The sequence below is a fragment of the Pseudoduganella sp. RAF19 genome, assembly GCF_052114165.1.
In the GTDB taxonomy this organism is placed as follows: Bacteria; Pseudomonadota; Gammaproteobacteria; order Burkholderiales; family Burkholderiaceae_D; genus Rugamonas.
Map to the genome: position 1 here is coordinate 165918 of NZ_JBFREF010000013.1, position 16147 is coordinate 182064.

Below are 16147 nucleotides of genomic sequence, written 5' to 3' on the forward strand. Positions count from 1 at the left end.
GGGTAATATGGGCAGAATTTGATGCAGTTCGGCAAGCCTTCCCAGGCCGTCCGTCATGCCGACTTAACGGACATATTCATGAAAAATTTTAGCACAGACCGCGTTCGCCTGTTGGTCGCAGCACTGTTTTGCGGAGTGACGGCCGTTTCGGCTCAGGCAAAGACAATTCAATGTGATTTCAAACCCAATGCGCCCGACAGCCATACCGTCGTGAAGGGCGATACCTTGTGGGACATTTCCGGGACTTTCCTCGAGAAGCCCTGGTGCTGGCCGCAGGTATGGGGCATGAACAAAGAAGAGATCGCCAATCCGCACTGGATTTATCCAGGCCAGATCATCTGGTTCGACCGCGCTGCAGGCCGCCTGCGCCTCGGCAATAAGATCGACGCCAATGGTGGCGTCAGCGACTACAAGCTTTCCCCTCAGCTGCGCATGCAGGGCCTCGGCAAGGATGCGGTGCAATCCATTCCTTCCGGCCTGATCGAGCCATTCCTGAGCCAGCCGCTCATCATTGAAGATGACGAGCTGAAAGGTGCGCCCGTCATCATCTCGACCCGCGAGAACCGCGTCTTCCTCGGTAAGGATGACAAGGCCTATGTGCGTGGCGATCTGAAGGGCGGCACGTCCTTCCAGGTGTTCCGTCCAGGTAAGCCGCTGAAGGACCCGCTTACCCAACAGGTGGTTGGCATTGAAGCTTTCTATCTCGGCACGCTCAAACTGAGCAAAGCCGCCGATGCCGGCTCCGATGTGCATACCTTCACCGTGGCCAGCGCCAAGGAAGAAATGGGCAAGGGCGACTTGCTGATGGCAATGCCGCCGATGCCGATGCAGAACTATGTGCCGCATCCGCCGGAGGCTGATGTCCAGGCACACGTGCTGGCAATCTATGGCGGCGTCACCCACGCCGGCCAGAACCAGGTTGTGAGCATTAATCGCGGAAAGCTTGACGGACTCGATATCGGATCTGTGCTGCAGCTGTACCATCGCGGTAAGGAGGTCTCCGATCCGAGCGCCGACAAGGGCTGGTTCGGCATGAAAGACCCCAAGGTCAAGCTGCCGGATGAGGAAGTGGGCAGCTTGTTTATCTTCCGCGTGTTCAAGCATATTTCCTACGGCCTGATCATGCAGGTGACGGAACCAGTCGAGGTGGGCGACGTCGCCAAATCAGCGGAGTAATTCCGATGGCCGTGCAGGACACGGTTTCCCCCTCTCCCAACCGCCAGGACTTCGATAGCCTGGCGGTTTGGTTTCGCCTGGCACGCACGCTGGGCATCTCCCGGCTTACCGCCAATCTCCTACTCGCTGAATACGGCAGCCCGCAAGCGGTGCTGGCCGCCGCGCGCGCTTTCGATTCCCCCGCTGCGGGCGCGTCTTCCTCCAGCGACGCCACGGCGGCGCACGACGTCGGCAATGCGCCCGACCGCAGCACTAGCCACGGCGCGGCCGCATGCGAAGGCGGGCAATCTGAAGATGGCAAGGTGGAGGAAGGCGAGGAAGATTGGGAGCTCGTGGCGGGCGATAGTGGTGAAGGCGCGGACACGGACGAAGACGCGGAGCCATACGCATACGCAAGCGCAAACGCAGGCGCAGAGGCAGAGGCAGAGGCAGGCGTGGGCGGTGAGGCGCGGCGTAGCAAGCGGAAGAACAGGCCGCCGCGGGTGGTGGTGAGAGATGGCGATCGGGCGGTGATGACGGCTGCGGCGGCGCGGCTGTTGAACGCGCCGCTGGCGGACAAGGTGCGCGAAGAGATCGAAGCCGCGCTGGTATGGCAGAACGCTGACGACGCGAACAACATCATCACACTGGAAGACGCTGCCTATCCGCCAACGTTGCGCCACATCCCTGATCCGCCGCTTGTCCTATACGTAAAGGGCCGCTACGAATTACTGCAGAAGGACGCGCTGGCAATCGTTGGCAGCCGCAATGCCACGCACAGCGGCAAACTGCAAGCGCAGGAAATCGCGCGAGCCGTCGCCGGTGAGGGCCTGGCGATCGTGTCGGGACTGGCGCTAGGCATCGACGCCGCCGCGCATGTAGGCGGCCTGCAAGCACCAGGCAGCACGATAGCAATCGTGGGCACGGGCATCGACCGCATCTACCCAAGCCGCAATGCGGACCTCGCGCGGCGCATTGCGAAAGAAGGTTGTCTTATCAGCGAGTTTGCACTGGGAGCATCACCGCAACCGCAGAACTTCCCGATCCGCAATCGCATCATCGCCGGCATGGCGCGCGCTACGCTGGTGGTCGAGGCAACAGCGCGATCGGGCTCGCGCATCACCGCGCATCAAGCCATGAATTTCGGACGCGAAGTGCTGGTGATGCCAGGCTCCGCACAGTCGCCATTCAGTCAAGGCTGCCATGCACTAATCCGTGAAGGCGCAAGGCTTGCGGCCAATGCGCAGCACGTGCTGGAAGACCTCGGACTGCGTGCACCGGAGAGCATTCCTTTCATGCTGACAGGCACAGCAAGCGAGCTGTTGGAGCAGTTAAGTTATGACCCGGTGAGTGCCGATGAACTCGCAGCAAGGTTGCAACTAAACCCAAGTGACACGCAGGCAAGCTTGCTTGCTTTAGAACTCGCAGGTGTGGTGGAAAGGCTGCCAGGTGGGGCTTTTCAGCGCTGTAAAGTGTAACGATCCGGTGTAGGACTTGTGCCCGTCCGAATTCTCCTGCTAGAGTAGCGCCATGTTTGACATCCTAGTTTATCTGTACGAGACCTATTACCGCCCCGATGCCTGCCCTGAACCCGCAGCATTGGCAAAGAAGCTCTCCGCTGTCGGTTTCGATGACGTAGAAATTTCCGAGGCGCTGGTCTGGCTGAACGACCTGACTGAAATGGCAGGCGTGGAGCACGCGCTGTCGTCGTCCTCGACCGGCATGCGTTTCTACGTGCGGCAGGAACAGGATATGCTCGGCTCCCAGGCCATCGGTTTCATCCAGTTCCTGGAGAGTGCCGGCGTGCTGACTCCTTTGCAGCGCGAAATTGTGGTGGAACGTGCCCTGGCGCTGGAAGAAGCGCCTGTGTCGCTGGGCAAGCTTAAAATTATTGTATTGATGCTGTTGTGGAGCCAGGGAAAAGAGCCGGACGCGCTGATGTTCGACGACCTGTTCGGCTCGGACGAAGACCAGGCTCCGCGTCTGTTGCATTAATTGCATCTTTTGGCGGCGAATACCCCCTCGCACGCCGTTTCCATACTATATTTACAGTGTTGTGCTGACGGCAACGTAGCCGCCCTGGCAGCGTTCAACTTCGAATGTTGTATCATGCGCCCTGTCGCATACAACCTAAAGCATTTTCGAGAACTATAAATATGAGCAAAACCCTCATCATCGCCGAGAAACCCTCCGTCGCGAACGATATCGCGAAGGCCCTTGGCGGCTTCAGCAAGCACGATGAGTATTTCGAATCCGACGAGTACGTCCTGTCCTCGGCGGTCGGTCACCTGTTGGAAATCGCCGTGCCGGAAGAGCACGACGTCAAGCGCGGGAAGTGGACGTTCACCCATCTGCCGATGATTCCCCCTTACTTCGCGCTGAATCCGATCGCCAAAACAGAGTCGCGTCTCAAGGTACTGAACAAACTCATCAAACGTAAAGACGTCACCGGCCTGATTAACGCATGTGACGCGGGCCGCGAAGGTGAACTGATCTTCCGCCTGATCGCCCAGAACGCCAAGGCCAAGCAGCCGATCAAGCGCCTGTGGTTGCAGTCCATGACGCCGAACGCGATCCGCGAAGGCTTCACCCATCTGCGCAGCGACGACGAAATGCTGCCGCTGGCCGATGCCGCGCGCTGCCGCTCCGAAGCGGACTGGCTGATCGGCATCAACGGCACCCGCGCCATGACGGCCTTCAATTCGAAAGAGGGCGGCTTCTACCTGACCACCGTGGGCCGCGTGCAGACGCCGACCCTGTCGATCGTGGTCGAGCGTGAAGAGAAGATCAAGAAGTTCGTCTCCCGCGATTACTGGGAAGTGCGCGCGGAATTCGTGTGCGCTGCCGGTATCTACGAAGGCCGCTGGCTGGATACCAGCTTCAAGAAGGACGAGAACGATCCCGAGAAGCGCGCCGAACGCCTGTGGAGCAAGGCTGCCGCTGATTCGATCGCGCTGGCCTGCAAGGGCAAGCCGGGCAGCGTCACCGAGGAGTCGAAGCCGACGACTTCCATGTCGCCGGGCCTGTTCGACCTGACCTCGCTGCAGCGCGAAGCCAACTCGCGTTTCGGTTTCTCGGCCAAGAACACCCTGGGCCTGGCGCAGGCGCTGTACGAGAAGCACAAGGTGCTGACTTACCCTCGTACCGATTCCCGCCATCTGCCGGAAGACTATCTGCCGACCGTGAAGCAGACGCTGGAGGTCATCAAGGAAAGCCACAATTACAACCAGTTCGCCAAGCAGATTCTGGACAAGGGCTGGGTCAAGCCGAACAAGCGCATCTTCGACAATACGAAGATCAGCGACCACTTTGCGATCATCCCGACCGGCATCGCGCCGAAAAACCTGTCCGAGCCGGAGCAGAAGCTGTACGACCTGGTCACGCGCCGCTTCATGGCGGTGTTCTTCCCGGCGGCTGAATTCCAGGTGACCACGCGCTTCACCGAAGTCGCGGGTCACCAGTTCAAGACCGAAGGCAAGGTGATGACCAACCCGGGCTGGCTGGCCATCTACGGCAAGGACGCGGCAAGCGAAGACGACAAGGAAAGCGGCAACCTGGTACCGGTGGCGAAAGGCGAGAAAGTCGCGACCGAGAAGGTCACGCCGAATGGCCTGGTCACCAAACCGCCTGCACGCTACACGGAAGCGACGCTGCTGTCCGCGATGGAAACGGCCGGCAAGCTGGTGGACTCCGACGAACTGCGCGACGCCATGGCCGGCAAGGGCCTCGGCACGCCGGCAACCCGCGCGGCCATCATCGAAGGCCTGCTGACCGAGAAATACCTGCTGCGCGAAGGCCGCGAACTGATGCCGACGGCGAAAGCCTTCCAGCTCATGACGCTGCTGCGCGGCCTGGGCGTGAATGAACTGACCGCACCGGAACTCACCGGCGAGTGGGAGTACAAGCTGTCGCAGATGGAACGCGGCCGCATCTCGCGTGAAGAATTCATGCGCGAAATCGCGCAGATGACCCAGATCATCGTCAAGCGCGCCAAGGAATACGACAACGACACCATCCCTGGCGATTACGCCACGATGAAGGAGCCGTGCCCGAACTGCGGTAGCGTGGTGAAGGAAAACTATCGCCGTTTCGCTTGCACCAAGTGCGAGTTCTCGATGTCCAAGACACCGGGCGGCCGCCAGTTCGAAATCGAGGAAGTGGAAGAGCTGCTGCGCGAGCGCACCATCGGCCCGCTGCAAGGCTTCCGCTCCAAGATGGGCCGTCCGTTCGCGGCGATCCTGCGCATCGTGCGTGACGAAGAGATCAAGAACTTCAAGCTGGAGTTCGACTTCGGCCAGAACGACGAGGAAGGCGAAGACGGCGAAGGCGTTGACTTCACCGGCCAGACCCCGCTTGGCCCGTGCCCGAAATGCAATGCTGGCGTGTACGAAATGGGCCTGGCCTATGTGTGCGAAAACCAGGTTGCCAAGCCGAAGACTTGCGACTTCCGCAGTGGCCGCATCATCCTGCAGCAGGAAATCCTGCCGGAGCAGATGGCCAAGCTGCTCAACGAAGGCAAGACCGATCTGCTGCCGGGCTTTATTTCGCAGCGTACGCGCCGTCCGTTCAAGGCCTTCCTCGTGAGGGGCAAGGACGGCAAGATCAGCTTCGAGTTCGAAGAACGCAAGGCCAAGCCGGCCGCCAAAGGTAAGGCAGCAACGGCCAAGGGCGACGGCGCCGATGCGGCACCGGCAACCGAGGAAGCAGCACCGGCAGCGAAGAAACCGGCCGCCAAGAAGGCTGCAACCAAGACCGCTGCCAAAAAAGCTCCGGCCAAAAAGGCCGCCGCTAAAAAGACGGCTGCGGCCTAATGAACGCCGGCGCGCCATCGCCGAAACCGCAAGCGCAAAGCCGGTGGCAGGCACGACGTGCCTGCCACCAGGTTTCCGCCCTGGGTTTGGGCGTGGCCGCCGCGGCGCTCGTGTGCTCGATGTCCGCCAAAGCGGCCGTCGAGCGCGTTGAAGTGATCGAGCGCGTGCCTTTCGCGCCGGGCGTAACGTTCGGAGAAATGGGCGCCTACGAAAAAATCCGCGGCATTGCGCACTTCGCGCTAGATCCCAAAGCCGCCGCCAATACTTCAATCGTTGATCTCAAATACGCACCGCGCGACAAGCGTGGCCGCGTCACCTTTTCCAGCGAATTTGTGATGCTGCGTCCCGTCAGCGCGCCCGCAGGCACGCTGCTGTACGACGTGAACAATCGCGGCGGCATCGCCATCATGGGACAGGTGAATGGCAAAAGTCCCGTCAACAACGATCCCACTACTCCCGCCGATGCAGGCGACGGCTTCCTGATGCGCCACGGTTTCACGCTGCTGTTCTCGGCCTGGACCTGGGACGTAGCGCCACAAGCGCCAGGCGCGCGTCCGCTGGTGTTCAAGCCGCCCGTGGCGAAAGGCTTGCGGGGCACAGTGGCGAATGAATTCACCGTCAACGCCGCTGTGCCAATCGCGACTTACGCAGGCATGCGCGGTCTGACCTACGAACCTGCAACGCCCAACGACCCGAAGGCTGAACTGACGGAGCGCGATCGCCCGGAGGCGCCGCGCAAGCCGGTGCCGCGCGCACGCTGGCACTTCGTCGCGCCGGAACAGCCGGGCGGTCCGGGGCGCATCGAGCTGGAAGGCGGCTTCCAGCCCAATACGATTTACGAAGTGCGCTATGCCGTGAAAGACCCGCGTGTCACGGGTGCTGGCCTGGCGGGCATCCGCGACCTGCTGGCCTACTTCCGCGACAATCCCTTTGAAGGGGCAGCCGCCCCGAAGAATGTGCTCATCTTCGGCATCAGCCAGTCCGGCCGCTTGATCGGACGCATGATGCATGATGGATTGAACGTGGACGAGAAAGGCCGCCTGGCCTTCGATGGCGCTTACATGGAAGTGCCAGGAGCTGGTGCATCGGCAGGCTTCAACAGCCGCTTCGTGCAGCCGACGCGCCATCCGTCGATGATGGAGGAGCATGACTATCCGGCGGACAGCTTCCCCTTCACCAGCATGCCGACGCGCGACCCGGTCACCGGTGCGACTGCGTCAACCATGGACCGCGCCCGCGACAAATCCGGCAAGCTGCCGAAGGTCGTTATCTCCAATACGTCCACGGAGTATTGGAACCGCGGCGCATCGCTGGTCCACACCACGCCTGATGGCATGAGCGACGCTGCGCCCGCGCCAAACGTGCGCGTGTACGGCTTCATGGGCGCCCAGCATTACGTCGGCCGCTCGCGCACCAGGGCGCCGTTCACCGCCTGCGTATCGACCAGCGACCACTACCTGCCGATGCGCGCGCTGATCCTCGCGCTGGATAACTGGACCGCACGCAGCGCCGAGCCGCCAGCAAGCGCTTACCCGCGTCTGGAGGACGGCACGCTGACGACAGTGGACGCTTACCGCACGGCCTTCCCGGTCAATGCCGGCCTCACGCCGCCGCAGCAAAACCTGCGCGAACCGCGTCTCGACCAGGGGCCGCGCTTTGCGGCGCAAGGCATCGCCGACCGCGTGCCGCCGCTGCAGCTGGCAGCCTACGAAACGCGCGTGCCTGCGCCTGACGCGGACGGCAACGACCGTGGCGGTGTACGTCTCGTTGAATTGCAGGCGCCGCTCGGTACGCACACCGGATGGAATCTGCGCGCGCCCGAAACCGGCTTCGCCTGGGCCACCTCGCGCTTTGACGGGAGCTTCTTGCCATTCGCGCGCACCGAGGCCGAGCGCAGCGCCGCCAACGACCCGCGCCCCAGCCTGGAAGCGCGCTATCCAACGCGTGAAGATTTTGTGAAGGCCGTCCAGGCTGCCGCAGAACGCCAGGTCGCAGCAGGCCTGCTGCTGCAGGAAGATCTGGACCGCACGATGAAAGAGAATGTCGGACTGTATGACCGCATCCAGCAACGCGACCCCGCGGGCGCAGGCTGCGGCTACCTGTTCGCGCCCTGATCAGGCAGTGGCGGCGACGGGAGTGCCGCGCGCCAGACGCTCCTTCAGGCGCTCCCACCAGCTGTCATGAAGCGGCATCACCACCACGTTCATGATTGGCTCAAGAATCGCGGCCACTCCGCCGAAAGCCAGCGAACCGGAAACCGCGTACATCGTGCCGAAGGCCACCGCAATGTGCATGATGGTCTGGCTCAGTTTCTCCGCCGCGAGCGACGCCATGCGTTTGTGCGCAAAGCGCCTGTGCAGACCGTGCCAGAAGCGTTCATGGAGCGGCAGCAGCACGACATTCACGATGGGCTCCAGCACGGCGGCCAGGCCGCCGAGCGCCGTGGAGCCGGTCAGGAAATACATCAGCGAAAAGCCGATGCCCATGTGGGTGGCGACCTGGCTTACTGTTTTCGCTGCTGTGACCATTTTCCTGCTCCCTGGTTCGATGTGTTGATGTATCGATGTATCGATGTATCGATGTGCGTTGAGGTTCTGAGGTGAATGATATTGATTCTCATTTTATAGATGAAATTGATTGTTTTAACTGATCTGATAGCGTTTGCCAATTAAACTCGGCCACCGCATAATCAGCCGTATGCAAACTGACAAGCACCCGATCTCAGCCGCCCACGGCAGCATTCATGTGGAACTCACCAGTTACCGCTTCGGCAAGCCGGGCGGGAGGAAGGCCTATATCCAGGCCGCGCTGCATGCGGACGAGGTGCCGGCCATGATGACGGCCCAGAAGCTGCGTTCGCGCCTGCAGGAGCTGGATGCGCAGGGCAAGGTGACGGGTGAGGTAATCCTGGTTCCGGCTGCGAATCCGATTGGCTTGGCGCAGGTGATGAATGAGCGTCCCTTTGGCCGCTTTGACTTCAGCACCGGCATCAATTTCAACCGCGGCTATCCGCATTACTTCGAACGCCTGAAAAGGGCGCTGGAAGGCCAGCTAAGCGACAACGCGGATGCCAATGTGCGCACCATCCGCCAGCTGCTGCGCGAATACGTGGCGGAGTGGCAGCCGCATTCGGATACCGCCACGCTGAAGAAAGCCCTGTTCCAGATGGCGATCGACGCCGACGTTGTGCTCGATCTGCATTGCGAAAACGAAGGCGCGCTGCATCTCTACGCGGGCACGCCGCTGTGCGATGCGGTGCAGCCGCTGGCGGATCTGATGCAGGCGTCCGCTTTGCTGTACACGCTGGGCGCGGGCGGAGAGCCGTTTGATGAGGCGTGCAGCCGGTCGTGGTGGGATCTGGCCGCTCATTTCGGCGCACGCTATCCGATTCCGCCCGCCAGTATCGCCGTGACGGTGGAGCTGCGCGGCGAGGTGTCGGTCAGCCACGAGCTGGCGGAGCGCGACGCGGAAGCGATCCTGCGCTACCTGGCGGTGCAGGACATCGTCGATATGGGCGCAATCGTGCTGCCTGCGCCAAGCTGCGCACCGACGCCGCTGGAAGGCGCTGAGCGGCTGGATGCGCCCCATTCGGGCATGCTGGTGTATCGCCGGGAGCTGGGCCAGCAAGTGAAAGCTGGCGACCTGATTGCGGACCTGATTGATCCGGTCACAGGCGATACCACGCAGCTGAACGCCAGCATAGACGGCGTGCTGTTCACGCGCCTGTCGCACCGCTATGTGATCCGCGGCATGAACGTGGCCAAGATCGCCGGCGCCAAAGCCTTCCGCACCGGCAGCCTGCTCAGTCTTTAAGGCGCGGGCACGATCACGTTTTCACGCGCCGGAATGGTGGACGCAACGATGCGCCAGGCCCCGGATGGCGTGCGGTGCGTGATGGTGATTTCGGCCGGCTGGTCGGGATGTCCGCAAGCCATGGCGTGCCATTCCTCGCAGCTGATGACATAGGTGATTTTTCCGGTCGCGCGGTCCACGCTGCGGCGGCTTTGCATCGGGCCGGTCGGCACGCGATACCAGTCTTCCTCATAGCTTTCGTCAATGCCGGTTTCGTGCATGGCGTCGTGGCTGTCCATGCGCAGCCAGCCGGCGTCGGCTTCGGGGCTGACGAAAGGATAGGCGATTTCAGGTTGCCATTCACAGCGCTGTCCTTCGACGACTGTGGTGCCGGCGAATCCGGTCATCTGGCAGTGATTGGCGGGGATGCGCAGGTCGATGTGATAGCGCTCGGCCTGGAACCACCAGACCGGCGTCACCAGATCCACTTCACCGTTCTTGCGCCAGATGCCTTTGCGGCGCCACAGTCCTTCCAATTGGGACGGAACGCTCATTGCAGGTCCTCCGTGTAGAAGTAGATGGTGTCGCCGACAGCGCGCGGTGCAGCGCCCAGCGCTTTGACCAGTGTAGCAGCAGGCGTCTTTTCCAGCGCACGCTTGTCCACGCTCACGGGCGCGTTCGATGCGCCTGGAGCGGCGCGGTAGGCGAGGATGTGGTCGAAGTCGGGGCGGCTGTCGATTTCTTTCACCAGGAAGCGCTGCGTGCCGCTACCTAGCTGGACGTAACGCGCGCTGGCTTGCGCGCGTGGTGTTGCGTCGAGCTGGCGGAACATCAGGACTTTTTCGATCACCAGCGTGGCGTTGGCGTATCGTGTTTTGCCGCCTTGCTCGAAGTGGCCTAGCACAAGGTCGGCCTTGAATTGCGCCAGCGGCTGCGCGGCGTTCGGCGCCAAGCGATCCAGCTCGAATTTTTCAGGGGCGATGGTCCACAGCGCGGCGCGGCCCTCGAGGCGCTGGCGCAGTTTTGCGTCCAACTGCGGATCGGCGACGTGAACTTGCAGCAGTACCTGGTAGTCGTGCGGCGCGTGGAACATCGGCAAGTGCGATGCGTACAGCGCGTCCTTGCCGCCGAAGAGGGCCATGCCGTGCTCGCCGTAAGTGGCGTTGGGGGTGGCCGCTGGCGCCAACGGCGCCGCTGGCGTAGCGGCGCCCGCGCTTGCGGTTGCAGGTGCTGCGGCCGGTGCGTGGGCCGCGGCGGCAGGTGCGCTTGCGAACGCGTGCGTTGCGAGAAGGGGGGCGGCGGCAGTCAGCGCGGCGGCGGTCAGGATGCGGCGGCGCCTGATCATGCTTTCACCAGCAGCTTGCCGCGATGGTCGCCGAAGAAGAGCGAGTTGAGTGCGGACGGCAGTTGCTCAAAGCCGTCGATCACTGTTTCTTCAAACACGATCTCGCCCGACTTCACCCACGGCCCGACGATGCGGATCATCTCGTCCATGCGGTGCAGGTAGTCGCGGGCCAGCATGCCCTGGATGGTGGCGCGCTGGTAGAGCATGTGCTGCAGCAGGCGCGGACCCATTTCCGGCGTTTCGAGGCCGCCGCTGTACTGGCTGATCTGGCCGCAGATGACGATGCGTGCGCGGCGGTTGATCAGCGGGATGATGGCGTCGGTGATCATGCCGCCCACATTGTCGAAGTAGACGTCCACGCCACCGGTCAGCGTCCTGATTTCCGCGCCCAGCGAATCGGCGCTGCTGTGCGCCTTGTAGTCGATGGCCCAGTCGGCGCCCAGCGTGTCCTTCAGCCAGGCGCACTTTGCTGCGCCGCCCGCGATGCCGAGCACGCGCGCGCCGTGGCGCTTGGCGAACTGCACGACCAGCGAACCCACTGCGCCTGCCGCGCCGGACACCACCACCACTTCGCCCGCATGCGGCTTGCCGGACTCGGTCAGGCCAAACCACGCTGTACGGCCCGGCATGCCCAGCACGCCGAGGGCGGTGGTCACCGGCGCGACGTTCGGATCGATGCGTTTCAGGACGCTGCCGTGCACGCGGACGTGGGTCTGCCAGCCTGTGTAGCCGAGCACCCAGTCGTCCTTCGCGAAGCCGGGCGCGTTCGAGGCCAGCACCTGCGCCACCACACCGCCTTGCTGCACGGTGTTGAGTGGATGCGGGTCGGGGTCGTAAGTCGGTTTGCTGGACTGGCCGATGCGCATATAGGGATCGACGCTGAACCAGCGTGCGGCGATCAGCACTTCGCCATCGGCGAGCGCGGTGGAGAGCTGCTGCTCAACCAGTTCATAGTGTTCGGGAGTGATGGGACCTGTCGGCTGTTTGCGATAGATCCACTGGCGATTGGAAATGGTAGTCATCCTGACATGGTATGCTTCGCGTCCTGTCCTGTACAGCAACTTAAATTCAACTGTTGTATCCAATCTGGAAACGAATGAATCTTTCAGACCTGCGCATCTTCGTGCATGCCGCGCGCTCGCCTTCGCTGGGAGCGACCGCCCAGGAAATGCATCTCACGCCATCCGCCGTCTCCAAAGCGCTGCGCCGGCTGGAGGAGAACCTGGGCATGCCGCTGTTCGACCGCAGCGCCAAACAGCTGGTGCTGAACGAGAGCGGCACCTTCCTGCTGGCGCGTGCGCAGACCTTGCTGGCGCTGGCCGATCAGGCACGCTCCGATCTGCTGGGTGGACGCGCGGCCATCGAATGCCGTCTTGCTGGACCGGCCGTGCTGCTGTGGCGCCACGGGCAAGCCGTCTCGGCCGCGCTGCGTGAATGGCCGGAGGCGAGCCTGCGCATGCAGGCCATGTTCGAGGACGAAGCGCTGGCGGCCCTGGCGCGCGGCGATGCCAGCGCGGCGCTGGTGACGCATGAAGCCATCGAAGGCAGGGGAGAGCACTGGTCGGAGGAATGGCAGGTGACGGAACTGGGCAGTGTGACACAGCATCTGGTCGCAGGCGCGTCGCACCCGCTGGTGCAACAGCTGTCGGGCGATGCGCCCCTGCGCGCAACCACTGCGCAAGTGCTGGCCCACGATTTTGCCTGCCCCACACGCTCCATGTTCTGCGGCGTTCAGCGCGGCGGCCGCTCGGATGGCTGGCGCGACGATCAGCTGCCACGCAAGATCCGCTACTGGACCGACGACCTCCAGTTGCAATTAAGCCTGGTCAAGTCGGGCCAGGCCCTGGCTTACCTGCCGGACTTTGCGTTGGGCGAACCGGGGCTGGTGCGAATTCAGGTGACTGATTGTGCGTACGAATGCGTAGAACATGTGGCAATGGTGTGGAATCAGAGCCACGCCGCGGAGTGGCAACACCATTTGGCACATACTCTCGCTGCCTAATAGTTCAGCAGTAAAAAATTTTCTGTGGTAAACTTCGAGTTTCCTAAGGGCAACAATCGTTCGTCCAGTTTAGCTTCGCTAAGTTCTCCACACCATGAAAAATCTGACTATCGGCACTCGCCTGGCCGCAGGCTTTGCACTCGTTCTGGCTTTGACCATCCTGATGACCGTCCTGGGCATCAACCAGATGCAGACCGTCGCGGACGCCACCCGCAACATGATGCAGCAGCCGCTCGCCAAGGAGCGCATGGTCAGCGACTGGTATCGCCTGATCCACACCAGCGTGCGCCGTACGTCCGCGATTTCCAAGAGCAGCGACCCTTCGCTGGGCGCCTTCTTTGCGGAGGACACCGCAAATTCGACCAAGGAAGTGAACTCGCTGCAGAAGCAAGTCGAACCCCTGATCCAGTCGGACGACGAGAAGCAGGCCTTTGCGGAACTGGGCGAAGCGCGCAAGCACTACATCGCGGCCCGCGATTCCATCGTGGCGCTGAAGAAGGAAGGCAAGGTCGAGGAAGCCGAGCAGGTGCTGCAAGGCGCCTTCAAGGCCGGTTCGGCGGAATACCTGGGCGCGCTGAGCAAGCTGCTGGAACTGCAACGCCAGCACATCGACAAGATGGCACAGGACATTGAAGCCACCCACGCGCGCAGCCGCAGTTTCCAGATCGGCCTGGGTGTACTGGTCGTTCTGCTGGGCGCCGTGTGCGCATGGCGGCTGACGCGCGGCATCACCGTGCCGCTGCAGCGCGCAGTGGACGTGGCGGTGGCCGTGGCGGGCAATGACCTGCGCAGTGAAATTCGCGTCGATTCGAACGACGAAACCGGCCGCCTGCTGGCCGCGCTGAAGACCATGAACGAAGGCCTGGCCGGCGTGGTCAACGACGTGCGCCTGAGCGCAACGAATATCGCCAGCGCATCCGGCGAAATCGCAGCGGGTAATCTGGACCTGTCCTCGCGCACCGAGCAGCAGGCGGCGGCGCTGGAGGAAACCGCATCGTCGATGGACGAACTGACGTCGACCGTGAAGCAGAACGCCGACAACGCGCTGCAGGCCAATAAGCTGGCGCTGGCAGCCTCCGATGTAGCCGCGCGTGGCGGTGATGTCGTGGGCAAGGTAGTCGACACCATGGGCCATATCGATGCTTCCGCGCGCCGCATTGTGGACATCATTTCCGTCATCGATGGCATCGCCTTCCAGACCAATATCCTGGCGCTGAATGCGGCGGTGGAAGCGGCACGCGCCGGTGAGCAGGGCCGCGGCTTTGCCGTGGTGGCGACCGAGGTGCGCAATCTGGCGCAGCGTTCGGCGGCGGCAGCGAAAGAAATCAAGGACCTGATYGGCGATTCCGTGGCCCAGGTGGAAGCGGGCAGCAAGCTGGTGGAGCAGGCCGGCTTCACCATGAGCGAAGTGGTGGACAGCATCCAGCGCGTGACCGACATCATGAGCGAGATCAGCACCGCCAGTGCGGAGCAGAGCGACGGTATCGAGCAGGTCAACCGCGCCATCTCCGAGATGGACGGCGTCACGCAGCAGAATGCAGCGCTGGTGGAAGAAGCCAGCGCCGCCGCCGTCTCGCTGCAGCAGCAAGCCGACGCGTTGACGACTGCCGTCAGCGTGTTCAAGCTGGCCGGTCCGGCGCTTGCCGCTCCCGCCGTGACCAGCACCAAGCGTACCGCGCTGCGCCTGGCAGCTTAAATTCAACTAGTTATACATAAATAAAATATTTGCCGTGGTAACATTATAGTTTCCCAATGACAATTCTGGCCGGGCTTGTGCTCGGCCGGAAATTTCCCTCCCATGAAAAATCTGAAGATCGGCGCCCGCCTGGCCGCAGGCTTTGCACTTGTTTTGATTTTGACCATCCTGATGACGGTGCTCGGCATCAGCCAGATGCAGACCGTCGCAGAGGCGACCAGCAACATGATGCAGCAACCGCTGGCCAAGGAACGTATGGTCAGCGACTGGTATCGCGTGATTCACACTGGCGTGCGCCGCACTTCCGCCATTGCCAAAAGCAGCGACGCTTCCCTGACCGCCTACTTTGCGGAAGACACGGCGGCAGGCACCAAGGAAGTGTCGGTGCTGCAGAAACAGGTTGAGGACCTGCTGCAATCCGACGATGAGAAAAAGATCTTTGCCGACGCGGGCGATGCGCGCAAGCGCTACGTGTCCGCGCGCGACAAGATCATGGCGCTGAAAAAAGAAGACAAATTCGACGAAGCGGAGCAGGTGCTGCAAGGGCCTTTCAAAGCCGCGACGACCGACTACCTGGGCGCACTGAGCCAGTTGCTGGAACTGCAGCGTCAGCATATCGACAAGATGGCGAAAGATATCGACGCCATCCATGTCCGCAACCGCAATTTCCAGATCGGCTTTGGCGTGCTGGTGGTGGTGCTGGGCGCGCTGTGCTCCGCGTGGCTGACCCGTGGCATCACCGTGCCGCTGCAGCGCGCTGTGGAGGTGGCGGTGGCCGTGGCAGGCAATGACCTGCGCAGCGAAATTCGCGTCGATTCGAACGACGAAACCGGCCGCCTTCTGGCAGCACTGAAGACCATGAACGAAGGCCTGGCCGGCGTGGTCAACGACGTGCGCCTGAGCGCAACGAATATCGCCAGCGCATCCGGCGAAATCGCGGCGGGCAACCTGGACCTGTCCTCGCGCACCGAGCAGCAGGCTGCGGCGCTGGAGGAAACCGCATCGTCGATGGACGAACTGACGTCGACCGTGAAGCAGAACGCCGACAACGCGCTGCAGGCCAACAAGCTGGCGCTGGCAGCTTCCGATGTGGCTGCGCGTGGCGGTGATGTCGTGGGCAAGGTGGTCGACACCATGGGCCATATCGATGCTTCCGCACGCCGCATTGTGGACATCATTTCCGTCATCGACGGCATCGCCTTCCAGACCAATATCCTGGCGCTGAATGCGGCGGTGGAAGCGGCACGCGCCGGTGAGCAGGGCCGAGGCTTTGCCGTGGTGGCGACCGAGGTGCGCAATCTGGCGCAGCGTTCGGCGGCGGCAGCGAAAGAAATCAAGGACCTGAT

13 protein-coding genes are annotated in these 16147 nt (G+C 62.4%); 9 read left to right on the forward strand and 4 right to left on the reverse strand.

From position 1 onward, the window contains the following. Positions 1 to 78: 78 nt before the first annotated feature. The 5 genes from AB4Z19_RS28415 (at position 79) to AB4Z19_RS28435 (ending at position 8080) form a co-directional block, all read left to right on the forward strand. A complete protein-coding gene (locus AB4Z19_RS28415; protein ID WP_442023514.1) occupies positions 79 to 1176 on the forward strand; it encodes a LysM peptidoglycan-binding domain-containing protein in 1098 nt (365 codons plus the stop codon). Positions 1177 to 1181: 5 nt separating this feature from the next. Then, positions 1182 to 2633: a DNA-processing protein DprA gene (gene dprA / locus AB4Z19_RS28420; RefSeq protein ID WP_442036860.1), complete on the forward strand. Its 1452-nt coding sequence runs from the start codon at positions 1182 to 1184 to the stop codon at positions 2631 to 2633. Between the two features lie 52 nt (positions 2634 to 2685). Further along, entirely contained in the window at positions 2686 to 3150 is a 465-nt protein-coding gene (locus tag AB4Z19_RS28425; protein ID WP_442023518.1) for a DUF494 family protein, read from the forward strand. Positions 3151 to 3311: 161 nt separating this feature from the next. Next, on the forward strand, positions 3312 to 5966 hold the full coding sequence (locus tag AB4Z19_RS28430; protein WP_442036862.1) for a DNA topoisomerase III: 2655 nt from the start codon (positions 3312 to 3314) through the stop codon (positions 5964 to 5966). After that, positions 5966 to 8080 (forward strand): alpha/beta hydrolase domain-containing protein, encoded by a 2115-nt coding sequence (locus AB4Z19_RS28435; RefSeq protein WP_442023522.1) that lies wholly within the window; start codon positions 5966 to 5968, stop codon positions 8078 to 8080. Before AB4Z19_RS28430 ends, AB4Z19_RS28435 begins: the two co-directional genes overlap by 1 nt. Here the strand turns inward: AB4Z19_RS28435 and AB4Z19_RS28440 are convergent, their stop codons facing one another. Further along, complete coding sequence (locus tag AB4Z19_RS28440) at positions 8081 to 8494, reverse strand: DUF2061 domain-containing protein (protein WP_442023524.1); 414 nt, start codon at positions 8492 to 8494, stop codon at positions 8081 to 8083. A gap of 169 nt (positions 8495 to 8663) precedes the next feature. Here AB4Z19_RS28440 and AB4Z19_RS28445 point away from each other — a divergent pair, with 169 nt between their 5' ends. After that, entirely contained in the window at positions 8664 to 9779 is a 1116-nt protein-coding gene (locus AB4Z19_RS28445) for a succinylglutamate desuccinylase/aspartoacylase family protein (RefSeq protein WP_442023526.1), read from the forward strand. Here AB4Z19_RS28445 and AB4Z19_RS28450 read toward each other — a convergent pair. The 3 genes from AB4Z19_RS28450 to AB4Z19_RS28460 are packed head-to-tail and all read right to left on the reverse strand — an operon-like array spanning position 9776 to position 12125. Then, a complete protein-coding gene (locus AB4Z19_RS28450) occupies positions 9776 to 10312 on the reverse strand; it encodes a hypothetical protein (protein ID WP_442036864.1) in 537 nt (178 codons plus the stop codon). The two genes, AB4Z19_RS28445 and AB4Z19_RS28450, sit on opposite strands and share 4 nt — an antisense overlap. Continuing rightward, on the reverse strand, positions 10309 to 11103 hold the full coding sequence (locus AB4Z19_RS28455) for a hypothetical protein (RefSeq protein ID WP_442036866.1): 795 nt from the start codon (positions 11101 to 11103) through the stop codon (positions 10309 to 10311). The genes AB4Z19_RS28450 and AB4Z19_RS28455 overlap by 4 nt, the downstream gene beginning before the upstream one ends. Continuing rightward, a complete protein-coding gene (locus AB4Z19_RS28460; protein ID WP_442028795.1) occupies positions 11100 to 12125 on the reverse strand; it encodes an NADP-dependent oxidoreductase in 1026 nt (341 codons plus the stop codon). Before AB4Z19_RS28460 ends, AB4Z19_RS28455 begins: the two co-directional genes overlap by 4 nt. A 74-nt stretch (positions 12126 to 12199) precedes the next feature. Here AB4Z19_RS28460 and AB4Z19_RS28465 point away from each other — a divergent pair, with 74 nt between their 5' ends. The 3 genes from AB4Z19_RS28465 to AB4Z19_RS28475 form a co-directional block, all read left to right on the forward strand. Further along, entirely contained in the window at positions 12200 to 13105 is a 906-nt protein-coding gene (locus AB4Z19_RS28465; protein ID WP_442028796.1) for a LysR family transcriptional regulator, read from the forward strand. Between the two features lie 94 nt (positions 13106 to 13199). Beyond that, on the forward strand, positions 13200 to 14801 hold the full coding sequence (locus AB4Z19_RS28470) for a methyl-accepting chemotaxis protein (protein ID WP_442036868.1): 1602 nt from the start codon (positions 13200 to 13202) through the stop codon (positions 14799 to 14801). 102 nt (positions 14802 to 14903) lie between these two features. Beyond that, on the forward strand, positions 14904 to 16147 hold a 1244-nt coding region (locus AB4Z19_RS28475), incomplete at its 3' end, for a methyl-accepting chemotaxis protein (RefSeq protein WP_442036870.1).